This is a genomic window from Bacillus sp. FSL K6-1003 (assembly GCF_037964945.1).
In the GTDB taxonomy this organism is placed as follows: domain Bacteria; phylum Bacillota; class Bacilli; order Bacillales; family Bacillaceae; genus Bacillus; species Bacillus mojavensis.
Genome location: NZ_CP150176.1, coordinates 2294849 through 2320845, shown reverse-complemented (window position 1 = coordinate 2320845; position 25997 = coordinate 2294849). Strand labels below are relative to the sequence as shown.

The 25997-nt window shown below is 45.1% G+C and carries 30 protein-coding genes and 1 pseudogene; 23 read left to right on the top strand and 8 right to left on the bottom strand.

Annotation, left to right across the window (positions count from 1 at the left end):
* The first annotated feature begins 79 nt into the window (after positions 1-79).
* Positions 80-1711, top strand: coding sequence for a M20/M25/M40 family metallo-hydrolase (locus NSU16_RS11760; protein WP_339192682.1), 1632 nt, complete (start codon positions 80-82; stop codon positions 1709-1711).
* 46 nt (positions 1712-1757) lie between these two features.
* On the opposite strand, the gene proC is transcribed toward NSU16_RS11760, so the two are convergent.
* Positions 1758-2594: a pyrroline-5-carboxylate reductase gene (gene proC / locus NSU16_RS11755; protein ID WP_326332433.1), complete on the bottom strand. Its 837-nt coding sequence runs from the start codon at positions 2592-2594 to the stop codon at positions 1758-1760.
* 402 nt (positions 2595-2996) lie between these two features.
* On the opposite strand from proC, the gene NSU16_RS11750 reads away from it, so the two are divergent.
* From NSU16_RS11750 to NSU16_RS11730, 5 genes are all read left to right on the top strand, one after another.
* A complete protein-coding gene (locus NSU16_RS11750) occupies positions 2997-3956 on the top strand; it encodes an MBL fold metallo-hydrolase (protein WP_339190919.1) in 960 nt (319 codons plus the stop codon).
* 5 nt (positions 3957-3961) lie between these two features.
* Positions 3962-4741, top strand: coding sequence for an SDR family oxidoreductase (locus NSU16_RS11745; protein ID WP_010334830.1), 780 nt, complete (start codon positions 3962-3964; stop codon positions 4739-4741).
* 92 nt (positions 4742-4833) lie between these two features.
* Entirely contained in the window at positions 4834-6186 is a 1353-nt protein-coding gene (dsdA, locus tag NSU16_RS11740; protein ID WP_339190917.1) for a D-serine ammonia-lyase, read from the top strand.
* Positions 6187-6269: 83 nt separating this feature from the next.
* Positions 6270-7229, top strand: a complete 960-nt coding sequence (gene coaA, locus NSU16_RS11735) for a type I pantothenate kinase (RefSeq protein ID WP_024121956.1) — start codon at positions 6270-6272, stop codon at positions 7227-7229.
* 5 nt (positions 7230-7234) lie between these two features.
* The gene (locus NSU16_RS11730) at positions 7235-7621 is read left to right on the top strand and encodes a VOC family protein (protein ID WP_151175208.1); all 387 of its coding nucleotides are present in this window, start codon (positions 7235-7237) and stop codon (positions 7619-7621) included.
* On the opposite strand, the gene NSU16_RS11725 is transcribed toward NSU16_RS11730, so the two are convergent.
* The 3 genes from NSU16_RS11725 to NSU16_RS11715 form a co-directional block, all read right to left on the bottom strand.
* Positions 7618-7779 (bottom strand): hypothetical protein, encoded by a 162-nt coding sequence (locus NSU16_RS11725; RefSeq protein ID WP_326202928.1) that lies wholly within the window; start codon positions 7777-7779, stop codon positions 7618-7620. The two genes, NSU16_RS11730 and NSU16_RS11725, sit on opposite strands and share 4 nt — an antisense overlap.
* 53 nt (positions 7780-7832) lie before the next feature.
* Positions 7833-9062, bottom strand: coding sequence for an MFS transporter (locus NSU16_RS11720; protein ID WP_339190916.1), 1230 nt, complete (start codon positions 9060-9062; stop codon positions 7833-7835).
* Between the two features lie 509 nt (positions 9063-9571).
* Complete coding sequence (locus tag NSU16_RS11715) at positions 9572-9778, bottom strand: YqzH family protein (RefSeq protein ID WP_010334838.1); 207 nt, start codon at positions 9776-9778, stop codon at positions 9572-9574.
* Between the two features lie 167 nt (positions 9779-9945).
* Between NSU16_RS11715 and NSU16_RS11710 the strand changes: the two genes are divergently transcribed.
* From NSU16_RS11710 to NSU16_RS11680, 7 genes and pseudogenes are all read left to right on the top strand, one after another.
* Positions 9946-11184, top strand: coding sequence for a DNA polymerase IV (locus NSU16_RS11710; protein ID WP_229146973.1), 1239 nt, complete (start codon positions 9946-9948; stop codon positions 11182-11184).
* Complete coding sequence (locus NSU16_RS11705; RefSeq protein ID WP_029441355.1) at positions 11181-11519, top strand: YolD-like family protein; 339 nt, start codon at positions 11181-11183, stop codon at positions 11517-11519. Before NSU16_RS11710 ends, NSU16_RS11705 begins: the two co-directional genes overlap by 4 nt.
* Before the next feature lie 187 nt (positions 11520-11706).
* Positions 11707-12177, top strand: a complete 471-nt coding sequence (locus tag NSU16_RS11700) for a GNAT family N-acetyltransferase (RefSeq protein ID WP_010334826.1) — start codon at positions 11707-11709, stop codon at positions 12175-12177.
* 12 nt (positions 12178-12189) lie between these two features.
* A pseudogene (locus tag NSU16_RS11695) lies at positions 12190-12547 on the top strand (antibiotic biosynthesis monooxygenase).
* Entirely contained in the window at positions 12525-13556 is a 1032-nt protein-coding gene (locus tag NSU16_RS11690) for a bifunctional GNAT family N-acetyltransferase/GrpB family protein (protein ID WP_339190913.1), read from the top strand. The pseudogene NSU16_RS11695 and the gene NSU16_RS11690 overlap by 23 nt, the downstream one beginning before the upstream one ends.
* Positions 13553-13876, top strand: coding sequence for an iron-sulfur cluster biosynthesis family protein (locus NSU16_RS11685; protein ID WP_010334823.1), 324 nt, complete (start codon positions 13553-13555; stop codon positions 13874-13876). Before NSU16_RS11690 ends, NSU16_RS11685 begins: the two co-directional genes overlap by 4 nt.
* 13 nt (positions 13877-13889) lie before the next feature.
* A complete protein-coding gene (locus tag NSU16_RS11680) occupies positions 13890-14129 on the top strand; it encodes a YqkC family protein (RefSeq protein WP_010334822.1) in 240 nt (79 codons plus the stop codon).
* A gap of 33 nt (positions 14130-14162) precedes the next feature.
* Here the strand turns inward: NSU16_RS11680 and NSU16_RS11675 are convergent, their stop codons facing one another.
* The gene (locus tag NSU16_RS11675) at positions 14163-15068 is read right to left on the bottom strand and encodes an alpha/beta hydrolase (RefSeq protein ID WP_339190909.1); all 906 of its coding nucleotides are present in this window, start codon (positions 15066-15068) and stop codon (positions 14163-14165) included.
* A gap of 172 nt (positions 15069-15240) precedes the next feature.
* Here NSU16_RS11675 and NSU16_RS11670 point away from each other — a divergent pair, with 172 nt between their 5' ends.
* Positions 15241-15465, top strand: a complete 225-nt coding sequence (locus tag NSU16_RS11670; RefSeq protein WP_010334821.1) for a YqkE family protein — start codon at positions 15241-15243, stop codon at positions 15463-15465.
* Positions 15466-15494: 29 nt separating this feature from the next.
* On the opposite strand, the gene NSU16_RS11665 is transcribed toward NSU16_RS11670, so the two are convergent.
* Together NSU16_RS11665 and mciZ are read right to left on the bottom strand one after the other, a co-directional pair.
* Entirely contained in the window at positions 15495-16415 is a 921-nt protein-coding gene (locus NSU16_RS11665; RefSeq protein ID WP_010334820.1) for an aldo/keto reductase, read from the bottom strand.
* A gap of 62 nt (positions 16416-16477) precedes the next feature.
* On the bottom strand, positions 16478-16600 hold the full coding sequence (gene mciZ / locus NSU16_RS11660) for a Z-ring formation inhibitor MciZ (protein WP_010334819.1): 123 nt from the start codon (positions 16598-16600) through the stop codon (positions 16478-16480).
* A gap of 73 nt (positions 16601-16673) precedes the next feature.
* On the opposite strand from mciZ, the gene nudF reads away from it, so the two are divergent.
* Both nudF and NSU16_RS11650 read left to right on the top strand, forming a co-directional pair.
* Positions 16674-17225 (top strand): ADP-ribose pyrophosphatase, encoded by a 552-nt coding sequence (gene nudF, locus NSU16_RS11655; protein WP_339190908.1) that lies wholly within the window; start codon positions 16674-16676, stop codon positions 17223-17225.
* Positions 17226-17227: 2 nt separating this feature from the next.
* A complete protein-coding gene (locus NSU16_RS11650; RefSeq protein ID WP_339190906.1) occupies positions 17228-18391 on the top strand; it encodes a TIGR00375 family protein in 1164 nt (387 codons plus the stop codon).
* A gap of 7 nt (positions 18392-18398) precedes the next feature.
* On the opposite strand, the gene NSU16_RS11645 is transcribed toward NSU16_RS11650, so the two are convergent.
* The gene (locus NSU16_RS11645; RefSeq protein ID WP_010334816.1) at positions 18399-18743 is read right to left on the bottom strand and encodes a helix-turn-helix transcriptional regulator; all 345 of its coding nucleotides are present in this window, start codon (positions 18741-18743) and stop codon (positions 18399-18401) included.
* Between the two features lie 182 nt (positions 18744-18925).
* Between NSU16_RS11645 and ansA the strand changes: the two genes are divergently transcribed.
* The 7 genes from ansA (at position 18926) to fur (ending at position 25913) form a co-directional block, all read left to right on the top strand.
* The gene (gene ansA / locus NSU16_RS11640; protein ID WP_010334815.1) at positions 18926-19915 is read left to right on the top strand and encodes an asparaginase; all 990 of its coding nucleotides are present in this window, start codon (positions 18926-18928) and stop codon (positions 19913-19915) included.
* Positions 19916-19961: 46 nt separating this feature from the next.
* A complete protein-coding gene (gene aspA / locus NSU16_RS11635) occupies positions 19962-21389 on the top strand; it encodes an aspartate ammonia-lyase (RefSeq protein WP_010334814.1) in 1428 nt (475 codons plus the stop codon).
* 141 nt (positions 21390-21530) lie between these two features.
* Entirely contained in the window at positions 21531-22937 is a 1407-nt protein-coding gene (gene mleN / locus NSU16_RS11630) for a malate-H+/Na+-lactate antiporter MleN (protein WP_339190904.1), read from the top strand.
* A 15-nt stretch (positions 22938-22952) separates the two neighbouring features.
* Entirely contained in the window at positions 22953-24275 is a 1323-nt protein-coding gene (locus NSU16_RS11625) for an NAD-dependent malic enzyme (RefSeq protein ID WP_286058355.1), read from the top strand.
* A gap of 112 nt (positions 24276-24387) precedes the next feature.
* Positions 24388-24609 carry a hypothetical protein gene (locus NSU16_RS11620; protein ID WP_168748162.1) on the top strand — a complete coding sequence of 74 codons (222 nt, stop codon included), beginning with the start codon at positions 24388-24390 and terminating at the stop codon, positions 24607-24609.
* Between the two features lie 97 nt (positions 24610-24706).
* A complete protein-coding gene (gene spoIIM, locus NSU16_RS11615) occupies positions 24707-25351 on the top strand; it encodes a stage II sporulation protein M (RefSeq protein ID WP_010334810.1) in 645 nt (214 codons plus the stop codon).
* 112 nt (positions 25352-25463) lie between these two features.
* A complete protein-coding gene (gene fur / locus NSU16_RS11610) occupies positions 25464-25913 on the top strand; it encodes a ferric iron uptake transcriptional regulator (RefSeq protein ID WP_010334809.1) in 450 nt (149 codons plus the stop codon).
* Positions 25914-25997: the final 84 nt, after the last annotated feature.

Sequence of the window (25997 nt, the reverse complement as noted above, 5' to 3'; positions counted from 1 at the left end):
AAACATTTCTGTATAATAGACAGGGAGTCATGTTATTTTTTAGAATCGAAGCGTTTTTATACATAGGAGGGCGGAAATGATGAATTGGCAGACCAAGGATAATTTGCTTACCCTTTTAACTTCGCTTGTCCAGTACGAAAGTGTCACTGGTTCGAAAGGAGAAGCCGCACTTGCGGAATATCTTTATTATCTTTTAAAGGACAAGCCTTATTTTCAAAATAACCCTGATCATGTCACACTCCATCCAATGGAAGACGGCAGAACGTTTCTGACGGCGCTTGTCAAAAAGAAAGATGTCAAACAGACAGTGCTATTGTTGAGCCATTTTGATGTCGTGGACATAGAGGACTACGGCGAATTCAAGCATATGGCCTGTAAGCCGGCTGAGCTTTTAAACTCCTTTTTGGAGAAAAAAGAGTTGCTTCCTGAACGCGTGAGAACAGACGCGGAAAGCGGCGACTGGCTGTTTGGAAGAGGCACGATGGATATGAAAGCGGGGCTTACTGTTCAGCTGTCGATGCTTGAGCGGGCAATGAATGGTCATTTTGATGGGAATGTCCTTTTGATTACGGTTCCTGACGAGGAAGTGAATTCAAGAGGAATGATCGAAGCCGTTCCTGCACTGAAAGAAATCAAGCATAAATATCATCTTACATACACTGCTTGTTTGAATAGCGAACCGATGTTTGAAAAATTTCCGGGCGACCAGCGGCAATATGTGTATACAGGCAGCATTGGCAAGGTTCTCGCAGGATTTTTCTGTAAAGGGATAGAAACGCATGTCGGAGAGCCGTTTTCCGGTTTAAATGCAAATTTAATGGTTTCTGAGATCAATCGTCTGCTGGAGCTGAACGTGAATTACTGCGAAATGGCTGACGGGGAAGTCACCCCGCCGCCGGTAAACTTAATGCAAAAGGACTTGAAAGAGGCATATTCCGTCCAAACACCGCATACAGCCGTTACGTTATTTAATGTGCTGACAATGCAGCGCTCCGCGAGTGAGCTGCATGACATGCTGAAAAAAACCGCAGAGCAGGCAGCAGAGGAGATTTCAAACCATATTCAGCAGAAAACAGGTGATTTTCAGAAGTTTGAGCACTTTCATCCAATTGAACGAACTGTCTCTGTTTTTACGTTTGATGAGCTTCTTGCACGTGCGAAAAGTCGTGTCGGAAGCTCGGAAACAGAACGGGTGCTGAATTTCACCTATGCAAACAGGGGAGACCTTGGAGACAGAGATTTTTCGACTAAAATTGTATCAGAGCTCGCTGCGCTGTGTAAGGAAGATGCGCCGCTCATTGCTCTCTTTTATAGCCCTCCGTTTTATCCGGCGGTGTCATCAAAAAACGATCAGGTAATCAAGAATACTGCCGGCAAGCTCATTCAATATGCAGCTGATAGGTACGGCATTGCTTTACGGGAGGTTCAGTATTTCCCAGGGCTCTCGGATTTGAGCTATCTTCAGCTGGAAAAACAGGATGTTGGTGCATACACAAGCAATATGCCGCTCTTTAACAGAGGATACTCACTTCCAAGCAGGGTAGACGAGGCGCTGTATGTTCCGGTATTAAATGTCGGCCCGTCTGGAAAAGACCCGCACAAATGGACGGAACGACTGTATGTGCCTTATTCCTTTGAGGTGCTTCCCGACTTGCTTTCCTTTACAATCTCTGCATTATTAAAACAATCAGAAGCTGCCAGCCAGTCTTAGGATAAAGAAGACAGAAAGCGCATTGTCTTCTGTCTTATGTTTTTCTCTAAAAATGCTTTTCTAAAGCGGCTCCGGCAAATTGCTCTTTGATTTCAGCGCTTCGTTTGGCCGTTTCTTCAATACAATGAATGATTGCTTCTTCAAAGCGGGCCTCCGTTAAAGCGCGAAGGCCTGCCTCTGTTGTTCCCCCAGGGCTCGTAATCTCCTTGCGCAGCTGCGCCGGCTGTTTTCCGCTTTGGCGAAGCATATCTGTCGCGCCTGCCATTGTCTGCAGGATCAGTTTTTTTGCCGTTTCCTCATCTAAACCGACCTTTTGCGCCGCTTTTTCCATCGCTTCAATATAGCGATACAGGTAAGCGGGGCCACTGCCTGCTATCGCGGTAACGGCATCAAGGTGCTGCTCCTCAACCAATGTGGCGTCACCGATTGTTTCTAGCAATGCTTTAGCCGCTGTGATATCGTCTTGGCTTGCTTCAGCGCTTACGGAAAATCCGGTTGCTGATTTTCTGATGGCAGCTGAAGTATTCGGCATCACCCGTATGACAGCAAGCTTTCTGCCGAAATAATGCTGAATGGTTTCGATGGTAAGGCCTGCAAGCACAGAAATGACAAGCTGATCCTTCATATAAGGACGAATGCTGTCAATGCTCTCTGCCGCATCCTTAGGCTTAAAAGCAAGAATGACGATATCAGTTTGTGTGAAAAACTCGCTCTTATCCCTGCATGGTCGCACGCCGTACATTTCCTTTAATTCATTGAGTCTCTCTTCATTTGACCTGTTTGTGATATAAATATTTTCAGGTTTTGTAATGCCGCTTTGCAAAAAACCGTTAATCATAGCTTCAGCCATGGACCCGGCGCCGACAAATCCTATCTTTTTCATGGATATCCTCCTTCTATTAGAACAACAAAAAACCTTTTCATCACGTAAAGGACGAAAAGGTTCGCGGTACCACCCTCATTAGCACAACTTGTGCTCAGCTCAAATCCCGTAACGCGGGAAACGTTTAGGTTTTCCTAACCGCTCTGAGGGCAGGTTCTACAAACAAGCGGGCCGCGATACCTTTCAGCCTGGGGATATCGCTCTCTCTGGCCATTGCCTGTATACTATTCCTCTCGTCATAGCGTTCCAATGGTTCTCATTTTAGTTGTTGTTCATTATGCAATGGGGGACAAGCTCATGTCAATAGCTTTTTCAAAAAGGGCCGTTCTCATACGGCAATAATGACACAAGACCGAGAAAAAGCTAAAATATGAGTAATGAATGAAGACAAGGAGCAAAAGAATGACAACTGCAGATATCATTCCGATTCGCGTCCCGACACCGTTTGCCGTCGGTGATGTTATCGTTTACTTAGTAAAAGGTGATGCGCTGACACTGATCGATTGTGGACCGAAAACCAAAGAGGCGGCTGCAGCCCTAAAAGAGCAGCTTGCCGCTGTACATATAGAAATGTCAGATATTGAGCAGATCGTGCTGACTCACCATCACGCGGATCATGCAGGGTTGCTTGATGTTTTTTCTGATGACATTAAAGTGATTGGACATCCGTTTAACGAACCATATATCAGCAGAGACAAGGGATTTATGGAGTGGCAAAAACATTTTTTTCAAAAGCTCCTGCCTGAGTTAGGCGTTCCATTTGATGATGTGAAAGCAGAAAGGCTTATCCGGTCGGCGTACGCATTTTCCTGTACAAGATCCTTGACCCAAACGGTGACGGAAGGGATAAAAATTGACGGGATGGATGACTGGACTGTTCTGGAGATGCCCGGACATGCAGAGTCGCATATTGTTCTCTTTCATGAAAAGACCGGAAGAATGCTTGGCGGTGATTTGCTGCTGGCGAACAGCTCGTCTAACCCGATTCTTGAAGCGCCAAAAACGGGAGAAAAAAGAACGGAGCCTTTACTGGATTATCAGCGGTCGCTGAGAAGGCTGTCTGAACTTGCCCCGAACACAGTGTTTCCCGGTCATGGCGAGACGATTAGCAATGTACGAGCGCTGATCAAGAAGCGGTTTGACAAGCAGAGCAGCCGGACCAAGGATGTGCGTCACATGCTGTCGGAAAAACCGCTTACCGCTTTTCAGGTTTGTCAGCAGCTCTTTCCTGCTGTTTATGAAAAAGAGTTGTTTTTAACGATGTCAGAAACGGTTGGGCATCTTGATATATTGGCGGCCGAAGCAGGCATCACGTCATATTGGGATGGAAATACCGCATACTTTAGAGCAATAGAGAGGTGAACAGGGTGAAAAATATAGCTGGCAAGCGTATTTGGATTACAGGTGCTTCAGGAGGGCTTGGAGAAAGAATCGCTTATTTATGTGCGGCTGAAGGAGCCCATGTTTTGCTGTCGGCAAGACGTGAGGATCGTTTGAAGGAAATCAAAAGAAAAATGACCGAGGAATGGAGCGGACAGTGTGATATTTTTCCTCTGGATGTCTCCCGTCTTGAAGATATCACCCTCGTCCGTGATCAGATCGGTCCGGTTGATGTGCTGATCAATAATGCTGGCTTTGGTATTTTTGAAACGGTTTTAGATTCGACCCTAGATGAAATGAAATCAATGTTTGATGTCAATGTTTTCGGTCTGATTGCCTGTACAAAAGCTGTTCTTCCGCATATGCTTGAGCAAAAAAGCGGACATATCATTAATATTGCCTCTCAAGCAGGGAAAATTGCTACGCCGAAATCCAGCCTTTATTCAGCGACAAAACATGCTGTGCTCGGCTATTCAAACGCTTTGCGTATGGAACTGGCGGGCACGGGCGTCTATGTGACGACAGTCAATCCAGGGCCGATTCAGACTGACTTTTTTTCTATCGCTGATAAAAGCGGAGACTATGTCAAAAATGTCGGACGCTGGATGCTTGACCCAGATGATGTGGCAGCACAAATCACGTCTGCCATTATGACGAACAAACGTGAAATTAATCTTCCTCGTTTGATGAATGCCGGAACAAAGCTATATCAGATGTTTCCAGCACTTGTGGAAAAGCTGGCTGGACGGGTGCTCATGAAAAAATAAGCATGGAACTGCCTGTGTGAGACGCCTTTTGGTGTGTTTGCAGGCAGTTTTTTATAAAGATATATAGTTGTTAAAGGAAGGAGAAATCGCTGATGTCAATAAATCAAGAAACTCTGCGTGACCTGATAAAAGATCCATTTATTCAGAAACTGATTGATGCCCGACCGGTATTCTGGGCTAATCCCGGCAAGAAAGAGGGGGTGGCATTACAAGCGGCTGAGTGGGAATGTGAGATAGACGAGGCGGACAAAAGACTTCGGCGCTTTGCTCCTTATATTGCAGAGGCATTTCCGGAAACAAAAGCCGCCGAAGGGATGATTGAATCGCCGCTTATTGAAATAAGCCATATGAAAAAGAAGCTGGAGGAAGTGTATGGTGAAATGTTTCCGGGGAGATGGCTTTTAAAGTGCGATCATGAGCTTCCGATTTCTGGATCGATTAAAGCCCGTGGCGGTATTTATGAAGTGCTGAAGCATGCGGAGGAGCTGGCGCTTCAAGAAGGAATGCTTAAGGAAACAGACGATTATCGCGTCTTGCACGAAGAGCGGTTCACTTCATTTTTCTCCCGCTATTCCATTGCTGTCGGCTCAACAGGAAATCTTGGTTTAAGCATCGGCATCATTGGCGCCAAACTAGGCTTTCGCGTGACGGTGCATATGTCCTCCGACGCTAAACAGTGGAAGAAGGATTTACTTCGCAAAAAGGGTGTCACTGTCATTGAGTACGAATCAGATTACAGTGAAGCGGTTAAAGAAGGACGGCGGCAGGCGGAACAAGACCCATTCTGTTATTTTATTGATGATGAACATTCCCGTCATCTGTTCGTAGGATATGCGGCAGCGGCCAGTCGTTTAAAAACGCAGCTCAGCTTTATGAATATCGAGCCTGGTCCTGAAACACCGCTGTTTGTGTATTTGCCTTGCGGAGTCGGCGGAGGGCCGGGCGGTGTGGCATTTGGACTGAAGCTCCTGTACGGAAACCATGTCCATGTATTTTTCGGGGAGCCAACCCATTCACCGTCTATGCTCTTAGGTCTATATTCAGGCCTGCATGATCGGATCTCTGTACAGGATATCGGCTTGGATAATGTAACGGCTGCTGACGGGCTTGCCGTTGGGCGCCCGTCAGGATTTGTCGGCAATCTGATAGAACCTTTGCTGAGCGGCTGTTATACTATCGAAGACGAAACGCTGTATGCCTTGCTTCATTTGCTGGCTTTATCTGAAAATAAGCATTTAGAGCCGTCTGCGCTTGCCGGCATGTTCGGACCTGTTCAGCTGTTTCTAGCGGAAACCGGGAAACACTACATGTCTGAAAATGATCTGCGGCACAGCATGAAAAATGCCGTACATGTCGTCTGGGGAACGGGAGGCAGTATGGTTCCGAAAGAAGAAATGACTGCATATAACCGAATCGGTGCTGACTTGTTAAAAAAGATAAATTGAAAAAATAAGCAGACAGTAGGAATGTTTTCCGTTACAATCTTTGTAAGCGTTTGTTTAAAGCTACAGAGAGTCAGGTGTAAACAGTGAAAAATAAAGAGCTTAATTTACATACTTTATATACACAGCACAGCCGGCAGTCTTGGTCAGGATTTGGAGGCCATTTGTCGATTGCGGTTTCTGAAGAAGAGGCAAAAGCTGTTGAAGGGCTGAATGATCATTTATCCGTAGAAGAAGTGGAGACGATCTATATTCCGCTTGTTCGTCTGCTTCATTTGCATGTCAAGTCCGCTGCCGAGCGAAATAAGCATGTGAATGTTTTCTTGAAGCACCCTCATTCAGCCAAAATTCCGTTTATCATTGGTATTGCCGGCAGTGTCGCTGTCGGGAAAAGCACGACAGCGCGGATTTTGCAGAAGCTGCTTTCACGTTTGCCGGATCGGCCCAAGGTCAGCCTGATCACGACAGACGGCTTTTTATTTCCTACAGCTGAGCTGAAGAAGAAAAACTTGCTGTCAAGAAAAGGATTTCCTGAAAGCTATGATGTGAAAGCGCTCCTCGAATTTTTGAATGACGTAAAGTCAGGAAAAGAAAGAGTAAAGGCCCCGGTCTATTCTCATTTAACCTATGACCGTGAGGAAGGTGTGTTTGAGGTTGTAGAACAGGCTGATATCGTGATCATCGAAGGAATTAATGTACTTCAATCGCCGACCTTGGAGGATGACCGGGAAAATCCCCGCATCTTTGTTTCCGATTTCTTTGATTTTTCAATTTACGTAGATGCGGACGAAAGCCGGATTCTTACCTGGTATTTAGAGCGTTTCCGCCTTCTCCGGGAAACGGCCTTTCAAAATCCGGACTCGTATTTTCATAAATTTAAAGACCTGTCCGACCAGGAGGCTGACGAGATGGCAACCTCGATTTGGGAGAGTGTCAACCGCCCTAATTTATATGAAAATATTTTGCCGACTAAATTCAGGTCAGATTTAATATTGCGAAAGGGAGACCGGCATAAGGTAGAAGAAGTGTTAGTGAGAAGGGTGTGATCATGATGCACCATATTGAGCTGTATGTCTCCGACTTGGAAGCATCTAAGCGGTTTTGGGGATGGTTTTTAGCAGAGCTTGGCTATAAAGAGTTTCAAAAATGGAGTTCCGGCATCAGCTGGAAGAAAGATCACTTTTACCTTGTGATTGTTCAGGTAAAAGAAGAATATCTAGAGCCGGAATATCACAGGTGCCGTGTCGGGCTGAACCATCTCGCGTTTCATGCTGAATCCAGGCTTCAAGTCGACCTGATGACTGAAAAATTGATGGCAAAAGGCTATCGTGTGCTGTACCGAGACCGGCATCCTTTTGCCGGGGGAGACGGGCATTATGCAGTCTATTGTGAGGACCCTGACCGGATCAAGGTAGAGCTCGTTGCCCCAAGCGGTTAATCGTTTTGGTCTTCGGACATGCTGTTAAGCTTTTTTTCAATTCGGTCCAGCTGTGCTTTGCGGTTTTTCGCATATTTAGAGCCGATGATAGCCGCCGAGATAACAGCGGCAATCATGAAAAACACGATCAGCTGAAAGATGATATCACCTATATTCATATTTCATCACCTCGTTTTTGCGGGAGAGAGCGATTCTCTCCCGTCTTCTTGTGTTAAAGCGGCTTCCCTAGTCCGGGTTGCTGCTCAGTGATTCCCGCTTTCATCCTCCGATAGGCAAACGCTAAAAACGGCAGGCCAAGCAGGGTGATGCCGCTAAGGACAGAAAAAATGGAACTTGGATGCTCGGCGCCAAATATATCGATACATAAGCCGCCTGCCCAAGGGCCAATCACATTCCCAAACTGCGAAAAGCCGATCGCTCCGAAATACGTTCCTTTTAATCCGGGTTTTGCAATCTGGTCTACAAACAAATCCATCATACAGAATAAGAGCACTTCTCCAACTGTAAATGCAACCACAATGATAACAAGTGAAGAAACGCCGTGTGACATGGTAAGGATCATCATGCTGGCGCTGATCATGATATTGCCGAGCATCAGGGAGCAAAGCGGCGAAAACCGTTTACCAAGGTAGACGATGGGAAACTGTGTTGCCAAAACAACAATGGCGTTTAATGTCAGCATCCAGCCGTACAATTTTGTCCCATCTTCGATAAAAGGATTTTGCGCCATATATTGCGGGAATGTAGAGCTGAACTGCGAAAAGCCGAAGATGGATAGTGTAATGCCGATAAGAGCAACTGTAAAAAGACGATCCTTTTGCGTTACCATAAACGCTTCCCGAACGTTCATATTTCTGGATTGTTCTAATGTCGCGGGTGGATGCTTTTTAAATTGGATGGCAAGGATCACACCGTACATCCCATAAATCACTGCGGGCACCAAAAAAGGAGCGGTAGATTGTGATGAACCAAAGTACAGACCCAGCACAGGGCCGAAGACAACGCCGATATTAATGGCTGCATACCGCAGATTAAAAACCAGCAATCTTGTTTTTTCTTCTGTCATATCTGACAGCAATGCTTTTGATGCAGGTTCAAACAGTGATTTACAAAGTCCGTTTAACGCATTTACCACAAAAAATACCCAGAGGTGAGAAGCAGCCGCAAACCCTGCAAACACCAGCATCCAGCCGAAAATGGATACAAGCATCATGTTCTTTCTGCCGAATTTGTCCGAGATATATCCGCCATAAAAGCTTGCAATGATGCCGACTGATGAGCTCGCCGCAATGACAAGCCCCGCATAGGATGCTGATGCGCCTTGGACAGCTGTTAAATAAATAGCTAAAAACGGAATGCTCATCGATGTTGCCATTCTGCCGAAAATGGTTCCGATAATAATTGTCCAGCTGATTGGGTGGATATCTTTCCATGTCTTCATGTTTATTGTTCTCTCCTGTTAGTAAGATCTTTTTCTATCATACATGAAAAAATTTCCTTATCCAACGGAGGATTAAATATTTTTACTTATCGGTTTATATGGGAGTGTTATGTGTGCGCAGGATGACCTTTGTTTTTGATGGTTCATGTTTCACGTTGATGATGGCGTTTAGCCGTTGAAGTGGAGGTACTCGGATTTTTTTGTCTGGCGTTTATATCTGACCATGAAAGTGTAATTCCCATTTGCAGAAATGCCTGTCCAGTTTAAAGGCATGAGGAATGCGGGAGATCAATCGGATTTCGTTTAAAGACGTTAACTCATCAGGCTGTAGCTCATATGGAAGGGTTCCTGAAATGCTGAGTGAGACCGGGCGTCAGATAAAAGTTTATGCTGATGGGCTTGAGTGTCCGTATATGAGAAGGGGCGCTTCCCCTTGATATCAGCCGCGTCCCTTCTGGCCATACTAAAACAGATATACGAAATTTCTCCAACAATGAAGGTGCATGACACTAAGAAAACAGCCCTTGGTTTGTGACGTAGTCATAAATGATATCCTCTATATGCGCATGCAGGTCCTCGTCTGGATCTTCATTTTGTCTTTCCTCTAAGGCAGCTTTCAGGCTTTGTTTTTCATACGGGCTTAACGGATCAATGGCAACATTTCGGCCGTATTGGCGCAATGCCTGTCCCAACATTTTTTCGACAAATTTCTCCATTCTGATTCTCCTATCTTTATGGTTCGCTTTCATTCTACTAAATGTTTTCCTTCTCTCAAACCCTTGCATCATATTTTCTGTCAGACAAGAATCATTTACCAGTATAAACCGAACGTATTTTCGCATATAATAGCAGAAGCGAACATAAGTTCTTTTTAGAGGTGTGTATGATGAAAGAAAAAGTGATTTTTCTCGTTGACATGCAATCGTTTTATGCATCTGTAGAGAAAGCGGAAAATCCACATTTGAAAAATCAGCCGGTGATTGTTTCGGGTGATCCGGAAAGGAGGGGCGGAGTTGTATTGGCTGCATGCCCGCTGGCGAAACAAAAAGGGGTAGCCAATGCCTCACGCCTGTGGGAAGCGCAGGAAAAATGCCCTGAAGCGATTGTGCTTCGGCCTCGGATGCAGCGGTATATTGATGTATCACTGCAAATCACCGCCATTTTAGAGGAATATACAGATCTTGTGGAGCCCTATTCCATTGACGAGCAATTCATGGATATCACAGGCAGCCAGAAGCTGTTTGGGGCGCCCGAGGAAATTGCCAAAAGCATTCAAGACAGAATTATGCGGGAGGTCGGCATTTATGCCCGGGTCGGAATCGGCCCTAATAAAGCGCTCGCCAAGATCGCGTGTGACAATTTTGCCAAAAAGAATAAGAACGGTATTTTTACATTAACGAAAGAAAATATGAAAACCGAGATGTGGCCGCTTCCGGTAGGGAGTATGTTTGGCGTTGGAAGCCGGATGAAACATCATTTAAATCGAATGGGCATTAGCACGATCGGCGGGCTTGCGGTTTTTCCACTCGAGCTTTTAAAAAAGAAATGGGGCATTAACGGACACGTGCTGTGGATGACGGCGAACGGAATCGACTATTCTCCTGTGTCAACGGCATCGCTGGACGGACAAAAAGCAATTGGCCACGGAATGACACTCCCGAGAGACTATGAACACTTTGACAAAGAAATAAAAGTCGTTCTGCTGGAGCTAAGTGAAGAGGTGTGCAGGCGAAGCCGGAACGCCGGGATGATGGGGCAGACGGTTTCGGTGAGCTGCAGGGGGGCTGACTTTGATTTGCCGACCGGCTTCAATCGGCAAGTGAAGCTGGCAGAACCGACCAATTCTACGCAGGATGTGTACCAGGCTGTATGCAGACTGTTTCTCAAGTTTTGGGATGGGAAGCCTGTCCGCCGCCTCGGGGTCAACCTCTCTCAGCTTTCATCTGATGAAGTATGGCAGCTCAATTTATTTCAGGATTATGCAAAGAAGATGAGCCTCGGCTATGTGATGGACGGGATTAAAAGCCGGTTCGGCGACACGGCGATCATCAGGGCGGCCTCACTGACAGCTGCAGGCCAGGCGTTTGAACGCGCGGCTAAAATAGGAGGGCATTATAAATGAATGAGCATTTACAAAGAGGCAATCTGCTGTGGGAAGGAAGCCGGATGTTTCTGCCTGAACATAAACAAAGCCTGCTTGAGAGAAAACGCCATAAACAGAAGCTGCAAAAGCCGATCCTTGATTCGGATAAGCTGGAGGAGATGAACCAAACGCTTTGCACTGCGATGGAATTTGCTCAGGATATCACTGTCAGCTGCTTTCAGGATGGCGAAATTGTCACCTGCAGCGGGAAAATCTGCCGCTATGAGGAGTTTGAAAAGACAGTGTGGATCAAAGGAGACGCCGGCAAGCTCTGTAAGCTAAGACTTGATCAGGTGCTTGATATTTTTCTGTAAATGTTCTCCCTCCCGGCGGCTGGAGGGGGAGAACTAGGTATGAAAAATAGCAAACATGTTCCCTCAGCAGTCTGAAAACGTATGATACAGAAAAGAAGGCATTTACAATTCCAGTCAGGCAAAATATAATTTTTATATTGTGAGAAAAAAGAGACATTCGTTTTGCCAGACGGAGGGAGAAATCGTAATGGATATTCGAACAATCACGTCTTCAGATTATGAAATGGTAACGTCTGTGATGAATGAATGGTGGGGCGGCAGGCAGCTGAAAGAAAAACTCCCGCGATTATTTTTTGAACATTTTCAGGACACCAGCTTTATTACACATGAACAAAACAGCATGACTGGATTTTTAATCGGATTTCAATCGCAATCAGATCCTGTAACGGCATACATCCATTTTTCCGGTGTGCATCCGGATTTCAGAAAAATGCAAATTGGAAAACAATTATACGATGTGTTTATTGAAACGGTTAAGCAGAGGGGATGCACCCGGGTAAAGTGCGTCACATCCCCGGTAAATAAGGTGTCAATCGCGTATCATACAAGACTTGGGTTTGAGATTGAAAAAGGCAGCAAAACAGTAAATGGCATCTCAGTATTTGCAAATTACGATGGACCGGGCCAAGACAGGGTTCTTTTTGTGAAAAACATATGAGGAGGAACCGCTATGGATTTTTTGTCAAAAACACCTGAGCCTCCTTATTATGCTGTTATCTTTTCTTCTGTCAAAAGTGAAAATGACGAAGCATATGGAGAAACAGCAGAGCGGATGGTTTCGCTTGCGGCGAGCCAGCCCGGATTTTTAGGTGTGGAAAGCGTTCGCGAAGCGGATGGAACCGGCATCACAGTTTCCTATTGGGAGAGTATGGACGCAATCAATCATTGGAGGCATCACACCGAACACCAAGCAGCGAAAGAAAAAGGAAAAAGCGTGTGGTATGAATCGTATGCGGTCCGCGTCGCCAAAGTCGAAAAGCAGCGGCTGTTTTCAGGAGAAAACAAATGATTGCATTTCTTCAGCATAAGGAAGAGGCTGTATCACGTGAGATTATTGACGTTCAAAAGCCAGCTTATGTAAAAGAAGCGGAGCTTATCGGTTTTGACGGAATCCCTGCTTTACACGAAAAAGCTGAGGATATCAGAGCCTCTCAGGAGCGATTTGCGGGATTCCGGGAAAACGGGAAACTGCTCGGCGTCATTTCATACGAGAAGTTTATGCATGAGCTGACCATTTGCAGGCTTGTTGTGCATCCCGACGGTTTCAGAAAAGGCATTGGACGAGCACTCGTGCAATTTGTTATTGATCAGAACGAAGACGCTGAGAAAATCGAGGTAGTAACAGCCGAGAAAAACAGCCCGGCCGTGGCGCTGTATACGCAGGCAGGATTTGAAAAGACGAAAACCGTCAAAGCGTCAGAGGGGCTTTTTCTGTCAGTCTTTCATCTCTATCCGAAAAGAAAGGTTGAAATCGCTTACTACAATGAAGAATGGGCAAGACTGTTCAGTGAGGAAAAAGATCGTCTGAAGCTTGTGCTCGGCCCGGAGATCATTGACGTGTATCATGTCGGAAGCACATCGATACCAAATATGGCGGCAAAGCCGGTCATTGATATCCTGATTGCAGTAAAGGATATCGCGGCCATAAACCAATATGATTCGAAAATGACGGAGCTCGGCTATGCGCCAAAAGGAGAAAACGGCATTATTGGCAGACGCTATTTCCAAAAGGGCGGAAATAAGCGTACCCATCATGTCCATATCTATGAGGGAGGACATCCTGCTATTGAAAGGCATTTGGTGTTCAGAGATTATCTCACAGCTCATCCGGAAACAGCGAAGGAATACGCCGCGCTCAAAAAACAGCTGGCGGCCCAGTATCCGGACAATATCAAGCGGTATATACAGGGAAAAACTGATTGGATCAAGGCTGCAGAAGAAAAAGCGAAGCGGTGGAAAAAAGGCAGAAACAATGCGAACGGACGCGTGGTGTGCTACAATAGCGAAAATGAAAAAAACGGGGGTTTCACCTTATGAACATTCATGTGACAGATGCAGCAGCACAGGCACTGCAGCAAGCGCTTGACGCCAATCCGGGAAAAAAGGCGCAGCTCCGTTATGACGCTGAAGGATGCGGCTGCGCAGTAAGCGGTGTACCGACCATTTGGGTGACAGAGGAATTAACGGGACAGTGTGAGCAGCTGGAAACGAACGGCATCCCGCTATATATCCAGTCGTCGCAAAAAGTGTTTTTTGACGATCAAATGACAATCGATTACAATGAGAAAGCCAAAACGCTGGCGCTGAAAAGTCCGGCTCAAATGCTCAGTCCAAGAATGAGCATATTAGTAAAGTAGGGAGACACGAAACGTGGAACAAAAGCTGAAGTCAATTAAGAATACAGCACAGAATAAAACGTGGGTATCCTTTCTGAACAAAAACCATCCCTACACCCTGCTGCACTGGTCAATCGGAGGAGCGGAATCCGTCAAGAAGGATGTTTGGCTTTTGCAGGATGAAATGACATTTGAAGCGCAGGAGTTTACTACGATAGACCTTGCGATTGAATGGATCAGTGAACATATGGATGGCATCACCGACGTTTTATGATGGAAAAGCGAAAGGCTAGGGGCCTTTCGCTTTTTACGTTATTTTGTCTAAAAAGGCTTGCACGGTTTTTCTATACGTGTCCCGATTTTTTGTATATGACATGGCGTGTTCTCCAGCTTCAGCAATATAGAGTTCCTTTGGACCGGGCTTTTTTTTATAAAGCCGCTCGGTTGCAGAAACAGGAATATAATCATCGTGCCTGCTGTGAATAAAGAGAACCGGCTTTTCGATGGTATTGATGACGGCAAGCGGGGATACATCGCGTGCGCGGTAGCCGTCCCTGAACCGCAAAAAGGAGTCGGCAATGGGGAGGATCGGCCAGGAAGGCAGCCGGTATTCCACTTTTAGACGATACGCAAGCTGTTCCTCAAAGCTTGCAAACGGGCAATCGGCAATATAAAAATCAGCGCCATCGTCAGGATGTGCCCCTGCATACAGCAGGGCAGTCACTGCTCCCATTGATTCACCGTGGATTCCGACCAATCCGCGTTTACCGATTTTGTCTTTGCCCCATTTGACGACCTCGTTTAAATCATCCTTTTCATAAAAACCATAGCTTGTAGTCTTTCCGCCGCTTTGTCCGTGCCGGCGATGATCGTAAATCACCACATTCCAGCCGAGATCAAGAAATAAATCCATATATTTGAGAGAGTTCAATATATTCACGGTCACGCCGTGGCAGATGATCATTGTTTTTGAGGTATCGTGTGGTGCAACATAGTAGCCTTTTATGTCATATCCGTATGCCGATGGAATCACAAAAGCCGTTTTCTCCATGCGTTCAAACGATTCAAATACATCATGCCCGTCATCTGTTTCTCTTTTCATAATCTCTTCGTCGGTTTTTTTCTTTATGAACATAATGATATTTGTAAAACAAATACCGATAGCAGCTACAGCTGCCAATACAGCGCCGACAGCTAAAAGGAATCTTTTCAAAAGACACAGCACCTTTCAACTCTATTATGAATAACCTTCTAGCACCATTATACCTAAACGCTGCTGAGCCGTCAGAAAAATATGACAGCGTTTTTATGAAGAGAGTCTTCTTGTTCAGCCTGAATCTCCATGATAAACTGGCTTCAAAACAAAAACACGGGGGAAGCGGTGCATGAAAAAACAAAAATCTGCTGACAAACACCAGTTAAAGGACGATCTTCAATCCGATATAAAAGAAAAGCTGATGCAGATGAAAAGCCAATTGAAGGATGAGGATGAGAAGAGACAGGAAAGAAAGAAAGCGGAACAGATCAGAAAGAAAAAGGAGATCGAAAAAAACAAAAGCTTTGAACAGCTCCTTAATGAAAGCCAGCTCGATTGGCATCAATACAAATAAACCAGCACCCGGTCAGGTGCTGGTTTCCTTTATGAACGGTGCGCTTCGTAAACGTCTTGTTTCGTATAGAATTGGAGCGCTTTGATTTCCTGCTCGCTTAAGCGCCGCGCGTTTGCAGCCTGAACGTTTTCCTTCAGTTGCTCTAACTTGCTGGCACCGGTGATTACTGAGGCCACTGCCGGCTGCGCTAAAAGATACTGCAGCGACATTTCCGTCATGGTGAGGTCTGGAGCAACGCCGGCCATTGACTTACGGGCCTCTGCCAATTCTTCATAGGAATATGATAAGTACCCGTTTTGTTTCATGGTCTCCGAAGCTTGTTCAAGCGGTTTCTCAGTCAGCAGCCCTTTAGCGACCGGCCCCCTTGCCACGACACTGATCTGATGTTCCTCTAAAAGCGGGAGCCATTCCTCCGGCCGTCTGTCAAACAGGCTGAATTGCATCATAATGCTGACGATATTTGATTTTTTCACATATTCTTTAATGACGTTCGGGCGAATAGAAGAAATTCCATAATAACGAATGACACCTTCTTGTTTTAATTCTTCAAATGCCTCAATCGTTTCGTCAATGTTGTCTTCTATTGTGCCACCGTGAAGCTGATACAGATCGATATAATCCGTTTTCAGACGTGCTAAGCTCTTTTTCACTGCCTCTTTTATGTAAGCTTTTGAAGGGTCCCAATACCAGCCGTCATTTTTGTCACTCCACCGGTTTCCGGCTTTTGTGGCCAAAATGATGTCCTGGCGTCTGTTTTGAATTGCTTTGCCGACGATTTCTTCATTGCGGCCGCGATCATACAAATCAGCTGTGTCCAAATAGTTGATGCCAAGCTCAATGGCTTCATCAAGGATCGACAGCGCTTTATTTGTTTCGGTTCCAAGGGACATACAGCCAAGTCCGACTTCGCTTATTTCTAAATCAGATGAACCTAGTTTGCGCTTTCTCATGTGCACACTCCTTTTTTAGGCTTTGTAATGACCGTAATATAAAGGAGCGGAGTTTTCAACTTTTACGGCTCGGAAATCCAATCTTTCACATACCGGAATGTGCGCCCGTATTCCTTGAGCTTCGCCCGCACCTCCCACGCTTTCCCCACTAAAACGACGCCCTTTTGCATACGGTATACTTTCATAAAGGAGCCCCCTTTTCTCTAGTATGATAAAATGTATGGGGCATGATATAGAGACAGAACGGGAGATGAAGAAATGAAACACTTAGAAGAGAAAACAATTGCTAAAGAACAGATCTTTTCGGGTAAAGTTATTGATCTTTATGTAGAGGACGTCGAGCTCCCTAACGGAAAAACGAGTAAACGCGAAATTGTAAAACACCCTGGTGCGGTAGCGGTGCTGGCTGTCACAGACGAAGGGAAAATCATAATGGTGAAACAATTCCGGAAGCCCCTGGAACGGACGGTCGTTGAAATACCGGCCGGAAAGCTGGAAAAAGGAGAAGAGCCGGAGTATACGGCGCTTCGGGAGCTGGAAGAAGAAACAGGATACACAGCGAAAAAGCTGACTAAAATGACAGCATTCTATACATCGCCCGGTTTTGCCGATGAAATTGTCCACGTTTTTCTTGCGGAAGAGCTGTCTGTGCTTGAAGAAAAACGGGAACTAGATGAGGACGAGTTTGTTGAAGTGATGGAGGTGACGCTTGAAGACGCACTAAAGCTGGTTGAGTCGCGCGAGGTTTACGACGCGAAGACAGCCTATGCGATTCAATATCTTCAGCTGAAAGAAGCGCTGCAAGCATAAAAATGAAAAAGATTTACGCGGATTTACACATCCATATCGGTCGGACCTACACAGGAAGGGCTGTCAAAATAACAGGTGCAAAAACGCTGACGCTGGACCGGATTTTGGTTGAGGCCAGTGAATATAAAGGGATTGAACTTCTTGGAATTATTGACTGCCATTCTCCAGAAGTCATAATAGAGCTTGAGGAAGGCATTGCTTCAGGCAGGTATCACGAGATTGAGGGCGGCGGAGTCCGTTATCGCAGCACAACTCTTTTATTGGGAAGCGAGCTGGAGATTTACGATGAAGCATGCAGCGGGCCAATTCATGTGCTTGCTTTTATGCCGACACTTGCTGATATGAAACAATTTTCAGCCTGGCTTTCAGAACGGATGAAAAATATTCACTTAAGTTCACAGCGGATATACGAAACAGGCTTGAATCTTCAAAAAAAAGTTAAAGAAATGGGCGGATTGTTTATCCCCGCCCATATTTTCACGCCCCACAAAAGCTTGTACGGAAAAGGCGTTAAGTCAACTTTAACTGAGGTTTTTGATTCTTCTATGATAGATGCTGTTGAACTTGGTTTAAGCTGTGACACACCTATGGCTTCACGGGTATCTGAATTGAATAAATATTCATTTTTAACAAATTCTGATGCGCATTCCTTAGGGAAGATCGGCAGAGAATATAATGAACTATATGTGGCCTCAGCTGATTTTTCTGAGTTCGCTCTCGCATTAAAGGGACAGGATAACAGGAAAATTACCGCAAATTACGGATTAGATCCGCTGTTGGGAAAGTATTATCAAACGGCTTGTGAAGTATGCGGAAAGCGTACTGAGAGCGGGGCAACGGCGTGCGCGGAATGCGGAAGTGCCAGATTGACAAAGGGTGTCAGCGAAAGGCTGTGCGAACTGAGTGATCAGTCTGGAAAGGGCATAGCGCGTCCTAGGTATGTCCACCAGATTCCGCTGCAATTTGTGCCGGGTGTCGGACCGAAAACCCTGGACAAACTAAAAACGGCCTTTGGTACAGAAATGGCTGTTCTTCATGAGACTTCAGAGGAGGATCTGGCTCGGGTTGTTCCGCCGAAAACCGCCGCTCTTATTGTGAAAGCGAGGTCAGGAAAGCTTGAACTGAAAGCCGGAGGAGGAGGAACCTACGGGAAAGTTAAGTCGTGAGTGAAAATTAACTCAGTTCCTCCTGAACTTTTCTCTTTGTCCGGATAAAGGTGATCAGCTGTATTATTTCGTCTTCAGACAGCGGCTTGCCGTCAACAGCAATGTCAAGGCTGCTCCACGTGGTCAATTCAATGGTCTGAGGAGCAGTCTCCTTTTGCTTTGTGCGGCCTAAGAGATCATCGCAGGTTGTATCAAAAAGGTCTGCCAGCATTGCCAGGGCCTCAAGCGAAGGGCGGCGGTAGCCTGACTCGTATCCCGCGTATGTGCTTTTTGCGATACCCAGGAGGTCAGCCGTATATTGAAGCGACCAATTTTTCTTTTTTCTCAATTCAGTTAAACGATCTAAATTCATGGACTTCCGCTCCTTTTTCAACTTGAGCTGATTATATCATATAGGTATTCGGAAGTGTACGCGAATTGAATAATAATGTCTTGCGTATTTTATTTTCCGTGTCTATAATTGCATTAAAAGTATGCGAAAAGCGAATGCCTTCTCGCAAACCCATCTTTAGATATAGTGAAGAGGTGTATGGTATGAAAAAATTATTGATGTTGACAACTGGGGGAACGATCGCTTCAGTTGAAGGGGAAAACGGACTTGCCCCGGGGGTGAAGGCTGACGAGTTGTTAAGTTACGTATCAAAACTTGATAACGATTACACGATGGAAACCCAATCGCTTATGAATATAGACAGCACCAATATGCAGCCTGAATACTGGGTGGAGATAGCGGAAGCTGTTAAGGAAAATTATGATGCCTATGACGGGTTTGTTATTACTCATGGTACAGATACAATGGCCTATACATCTGCCGCATTATCTTATATGCTGCAGCATGCTAAAAAGCCGATTGTAATTACAGGCTCGCAAATTCCGATTACCTTTCAAAAGACAGACGCCAAAAAAAATATTACAGATGCCATTCGCTTTGCCTGTGAAGGCGTAGGTGGGGTTTACGTTGTGTTTGACGGCAGAGTCATCCAGGGAACACGTGCGATCAAGTTAAGAACGAAAAGCTATGACGCGTTTGAAAGCATCAATTATCCATATATCGCTTTTATTACAGAAGACGGGATTGAATACAACAAACAAGTAACGGAACCTGAGAACGACGCCTTCACAGTTGACACTTCACTATGCACAGATGTTTGTCTGCTCAAACTGCATCCGGGCTTAAAGCCGGAAATGCTGGACGCTCTGAAAAGCATGTACAAAGGAATTGTCATCGAAAGTTATGGCAGTGGAGGCGTTCCGTTTGAAGGCAGAGACATTTTGTCCAAAGTTAATGAACTGATTGACAGCGGCATTGTTGTCGTCATTACGACTCAATGCTTGGAAGAAGGCGAAGATATGAGCATTTACGAAGTCGGCCGCAGAGTCAATCAGGACTTAATTATCCGCTCTAGAAACATGAATACAGAAGCAATCGTTCCGAAATTAATGTGGGCACTGGGCCAATCCTCAGATTTGCCGATCGTGAAAAGAATTATGGAAACACCGATTGCCGATGACGTTGTCCTGTAAATTTCGTTAAAACCATAACCATTATAGAGAAAGTAGGTTAAAGATTATGTTAAACGGCCAAAAAGAATACCGGGTGGAAAAAGATTTCCTTGGAGAAAAACAAATTGAAGCAGATGTCTATTACGGCATCCAAACGCTGCGTGCTTCAGAAAACTTTCCGATTACGGGATATAAAATCCATGAAGAAATGATTAACGCACTGGCGATTGTAAAAAAAGCTGCCGCACTTGCAAACATGGATGTAAAACGGCTGTATGAAGGAATTGGCCAAGCTATCGTACAAGCCGCTGACGAGATTCTGGAAGGCAAGTGGCACGACCAGTTTATCGTCGATCCGATTCAAGGCGGCGCTGGTACATCCATGAACATGAATGCGAACGAGGTCATCGGAAATCGCGCGCTTGAAATCATGGGTCATAAAAAGGGAGAATACATCCACTTAAGCCCAAACACACACGTTAATATGTCACAATCAACAAACGATGTATTTCCGACAGCCATTCATATTTCCACACTGAATCTGCTGGAAAAACTGCTGAAGACGATGGAAGACATGCATGGTGTGTTTAAACAAAAAGCCCAGGAATTTGATTCTGTTATTAAGATGGGACGGACTCACCTTCAAGATGCTGTTCCGATTCGCCTCGGCCAGGAATTTGAAGCATACAGCCGTGTTCTTGAGCGTGATATTAAACGTATTAAACAATCCCGGCAGCACCTGTATGAAGTCAACATGGGCGCTACTGCAGTCGGCACAGGACTGAACGCCGATCCTGAATATATCAAACAAGTTGTTAAACATCTTGCTGATATTAGCGGACTGCCTCTTGTCGGCGCTGACCATCTTGTCGATGCAACACAAAATACAGACGCTTACACAGAGGTTTCTGCATCATTAAAAGTCTGCATGATGAACATGTCGAAGATCGCAAACGACCTTCGTTTAATGGCATCGGGACCGCGCGCCGGACTTGCGGAAATTTCTCTGCCTGCCCGCCAGCCGGGATCATCCATCATGCCGGGTAAAGTCAATCCGGTTATGGCGGAGCTCATTAACCAAATTGCGTTCCAGGTGATTGGAAACGATAATACCATCTGCCTAGCTTCAGAAGCAGGTCAGCTTGAATTAAACGTTATGGAGCCAGTGCTTGTCTTTAATCTGCTGCAATCGATCAGCATCATGAACAATGGGTTCCGTTCCTTCACTGACTATTGCTTAAAAGGCATTGAAGCTAATGAAAAACGCTTGAAGCAATACGTAGAAAAAAGCGCTGGAGTTATTACCGCTGTGAATCCGCATCTTGGTTATGAAGCGGCTGCCCGAATCGCCAGGGAAGCGATTATGACAGGCCAATCCGTCCGTGATCTTTGCCTTCAGCATGATGTGCTGACAGAAGAAGAATTGGATATCATTTTAAATCCATACGAGATGACAAAGCCAGGAATTGCTGGAAAAGAGCTATTAGAAAAATAAAATTTAAACAAAATGCAGCTTATTCATCTGTGAATAGCCGGGTGAATAAGCTGTTTACAAGCATAGGGATGAGGAAGTATAGTATACGTGTTGTACTATTTATTGAAAGCGTTTTAGCTTTTTTATTAAGGGGGACTTCTTTTGAAGGATGTAAGATTGCCAACACTATTTGAAATTATTATCGTACTAGGAGCATTTTTAGCACTTGTTATGTCGTTTACAGTCTTTATGGACTTGCCGATACAGCTTGCACTTTTTATTTCCTGGTTTATTGCAATGATTCTAGGAATCAGACTGGGTTATTCTTATAAAGACTTGCAGAATGCGATTCTAAGCGGAATATCAAATGGTCTCGAAGCCGTTCTGATTCTCGTTTCAGTCGGAGCGCTCATCGGAACATGGATCGCCGGAGGCGTCGTGCCGACCTTAATTTATTATGGATTAGAATTTATTCATCCTAGTATCTTTTTACTCGCAACATTAATTATTTGTTCTATTATGTCTGTGGCGACAGGAACGTCATGGGGAACAGTAGGAACAGCCGGCATCGCCATGATCGCAATTGGTGAAGGCCTCGGAATTCCGCTTCCTCTTGTAGCTGGAGCCATTCTTTCCGGAGCTTACTTCGGGGACAAGCTGTCTCCTCTGTCTGACAGTACAGTTCTGGCTTCTTCATTATCAAAAGTGGATGTATTGGCTCACGTCAGAGCGATGCTTTATTTATCAATACCAGCATATGTGATTACGGCTATTCTCTTTACAGCTGTTGGATTTATGTACGGCGGGAAAAATATTGACCTCGACAAAGTTGAATTTTTGAAATCTTCTTTGCAGAATACATTTGACATTCATATTTGGATGCTGATTCCGGCTGTTGTTGTTATTGTCTTATTAGCGATGAAAAAGCCGTCTATGCCGGTTATCGTAATTGGTGCATTGCTTGGCGCTGTCTGGGCTGCTGTTTTCCAAGACATGAATTTCGCGGATGCGATTGCAACAGCGTACAACGGCTTCTCTATTAAAACAGATGTTGAATTTTTAAACGGCCTCTTAAACCGCGGAGGCATCGTAGGCATGCTCGGTTCTCTCGTCGTGATTATTTTTGGCCTAGGCTTTGGCGGGTTGCTTGAGAAGCTAGGTGTGTTAAAAGTCATTGTTTCATTGTTTGAAAAAAAATTGACATCAGCAGGCAATGTGACATTATCTACGCTGATTGTAGCATTTTTGGCGAACATCTTCGGGTGTGCCATGTATGTATCTCTTATTTTGACACCGAAGATCATGGAAGACAGCTATGACCGTTTGCATCTGGACAGAAGAGTTCTATCCCGTAATTCAGAGGTCGGAGGAACTTTGACTTCAGGAATGGTGCCTTGGTCTGATAACGGCATTTACATGGCCGGGATTTTAGGAGTTTCTACCTTCTCTTATCTGCCGTTTATGTGGCTCAGTTTTGTCGCAATAGGTCTTGCCATTATCTACGGTTATACAGGAAAATGTATATGGTATACGAAAAATGATACAGCTCAAGCTGAAAAACTAGGCTAAGGGGAGGATCACTGAATGATAGCAAAACACATGATTCGGACACTGATGATAGAAACGCCTTCGGTTCCCGGAAATCTCGGAAGAGTGGCTACAGCAATCGGTCTTCTGGGCGGAGACATTGGTGATGTGGAGACGGTAAAAGTCGGACCCAATTACACGATGCGCAATATTACTGTACAAGTGGAAAATGAAGAACAGCTTCAGGAAGTGATCATGGCTGTGCAGGCTCTTGGCGAAGGGATTAGGCTTCACACGGTGTCTGATGAAGTCCTGTCTGCCCATGAAGGCGGAAAAATCCAAATGAAAAGCAAAATGCCAATCCGTTCGCTGGCAGAGCTCGGGCGCGTCTATACTCCTGGGGTAGCAGACGTCTGCAGACTGATCGAGAAAGAACCTGAAAAGGCTGATATCTACACGACAATCAGCAACTCGGTCGCAATTGTAACCGATGGAACAGCGATTCTCGGCCTTGGAAACATCGGCGCTGTGGCGGGAATGCCTGTTATGGAAGGAAAGGCAGCGTTGTTTGATCAGCTGGCAGGGATCAGCGGTATCCCGATTTTGCTGGATACAAGTGATCCTGAAGAAATCATCAATACGGTAAAACATATTTCACCAGGATTTAACGGCATCCTGCTTGAGGATATCGGGTCACCGCATTGCTTCGAAATTGAAGATCGCCTAAAAGAGGAACTCAGTATCCCTGTCATGCACGATGATCAGCATGGAACAGCTGTCGTTACGCTGGCAGCTGCCATTTCGGCATGTAAAAGCGCGGGCGTTGACTTGAAAGAAGCAAAAGTGGGGCAGATCGGCCTCGGCGCAGCGGGCGTAGCCATCTGCCGGATGTTTATGGCTTACGGCGTCAAAGCTGTATGCGGTACAGACAAATCAGAGGCGGCGATGAGGCGTCTTGAGCAATACGGCGGACAGACAGCTGCCAGCATTGAAGAGTTAATGGAAACATGTGATATTGTCATTGCCACAACAGGAGTTCCTGGTTTAATTAAACCTGAATTCGTACGATCTGGCCAGGTCATCTTGGCATTATCCAATCCGAAGCCGGAAATTGAGCCTGAGGCTGCTTTACAGGCCGGCGCAGCGTATGCAGCTGACGGGCGTTCTGTGAATAATGTGCTTGGCTTCCCGGGTATATTCAGAGGCGCACTGAATGCCAAAAGCAAGGAGATCAATCACGATATGCTTGTGGCGGCAGCAGAGGCCATTGCAGCCTGCACAAAGCCAGGCGATGTGGTTCCGCAGCCGCTGGATTCAAAGGTCCATCACGAAGTGACAGCCGCCGTTGAACGAGCCGCTCTTACAGCGGTCAAACATTAAAATGAAACAGCACCTGGCATGACAGGTGCTGTTTTTACTTACTGGTTCAATACATTTTAATAACAGGTTGCATTTGCTATAATGAACCAAAATGAAACAGGGAGTGATCAACATGGCAAAAAGCCGAGCGAAAAGAAAACGGGAGCATCTGCTTAGAAACAGTGGACGGGACGCCTTATTATCAAGAGGCAGTTCTCCATCCTTCAGCACTCATGAAAGAATGACAAAAAGCAAACAAGACATATTGAATAAAAGAAAGCATAAACACAAAAATCCTTATGATCAAAATGCATTTGATGATAGGGATTTTTTTATGTCCGAAACAGCCGCCTAGCAATCTCTATCGTTTCTTTTTGAAAAAGAGCATGTTTTTCAGTTTCTTTCATACAATCTATTAAATCAAATCAATAGAGCGGGCGGGAGGAAACGATATGCGGAAAATTTCTTATAAGGACATGTTTCTCGGACATGTAAAGGATCATCTCTCACTTTATATATTTGTGTCTGTCCTGTTTTTTATGGGTGTGATTTTTGGCGCTATCATTGTCAACAGCATGACGATCAGCCAGAAAGAAGATTTATATTATTATTTAAGCCAATTTTTTGGACAGCTATCAGACGGAAAACAGGCTAGCTCATCCGATATGTTTTGGCAAAGTATTTTTCATAATGTAAAGTATTTAGGGCTGATGTGGATTTTAGGAATTTCTGTGATTGGCATGCCTATCATTTTCATTATGATTTTTCTAAAAGGAATTGTCGTCGGATTTACTGTGGGGTTTCTCGTCAACCAGATGGGAATCAGCGGTTTTTTCTTATCCTTTGTCTCGGTTTTGCCGCAAAATGTGCTGCTTATTCCGGCTTACCTCATTATGGGCACATGTGCGATTGCCTTTTCTTTAAAGCTGATCAGGCAGCTGTTTGTCAAACGAAGTCTGCATGATGCGCCGATCCAGTGGTTCGGGCGATATGCCATTGTTCTCCTGATCATTTTATTTTTAGCGCTGATCTCATCTCTCTTTGAAGCATACATGTCGCCAGTTTTGATGGAAAAGCTGACATCGCGACTTTTTTAAAAACATTATTAAAAGAAAATCATTTTATTTATCAGTTTATAATAATTATAGTTGGAACTCCGCGCTTATTTTGTTATAATGAGTCATGGAATGCGGCGTAGGAGGGAAAGACATGGAAAACCGTATTGATCGAATTAAGAAACAGTTGCACTCATCCAGCTACAAACTTACGCCTCAGCGTGAAGCGACAGTAAGAGTGCTGCTTGAAAACGAAGAAGACCATTTAAGCGCAGAAGATGTATACCTCCTCGTAAAAGAGAAATCTCCTGAGATCGGTCTCGCAACAGTATACCGTACGCTTGAATTACTAACTGAATTAAAAGTCGTTGATAAAATTAACTTTGGAGACGGCGTATCCCGTTACGATCTTCGTAAGGAGGGGGCAGCTCACTTTCATCACCATTTGGTGTGCATGGAGTGCGGAGCCGTTGATGAAATTGAAGAAGATTTGCTTGAAGACGTAGAAGAAGTCATTGAACGTGATTGGAAATTTAAGATTAAAGATCATAGATTGACGTTTCACGGCATTTGCCACCGCTGCAACGGAAACGATACGGAATAGTCGATGCCGGGCTCGAACCTTTTCTCTTGGGGAAAGGGTTTTTTGCTGTTTCGACGTATAAATCCTTTCTGGTTTGGCATATGG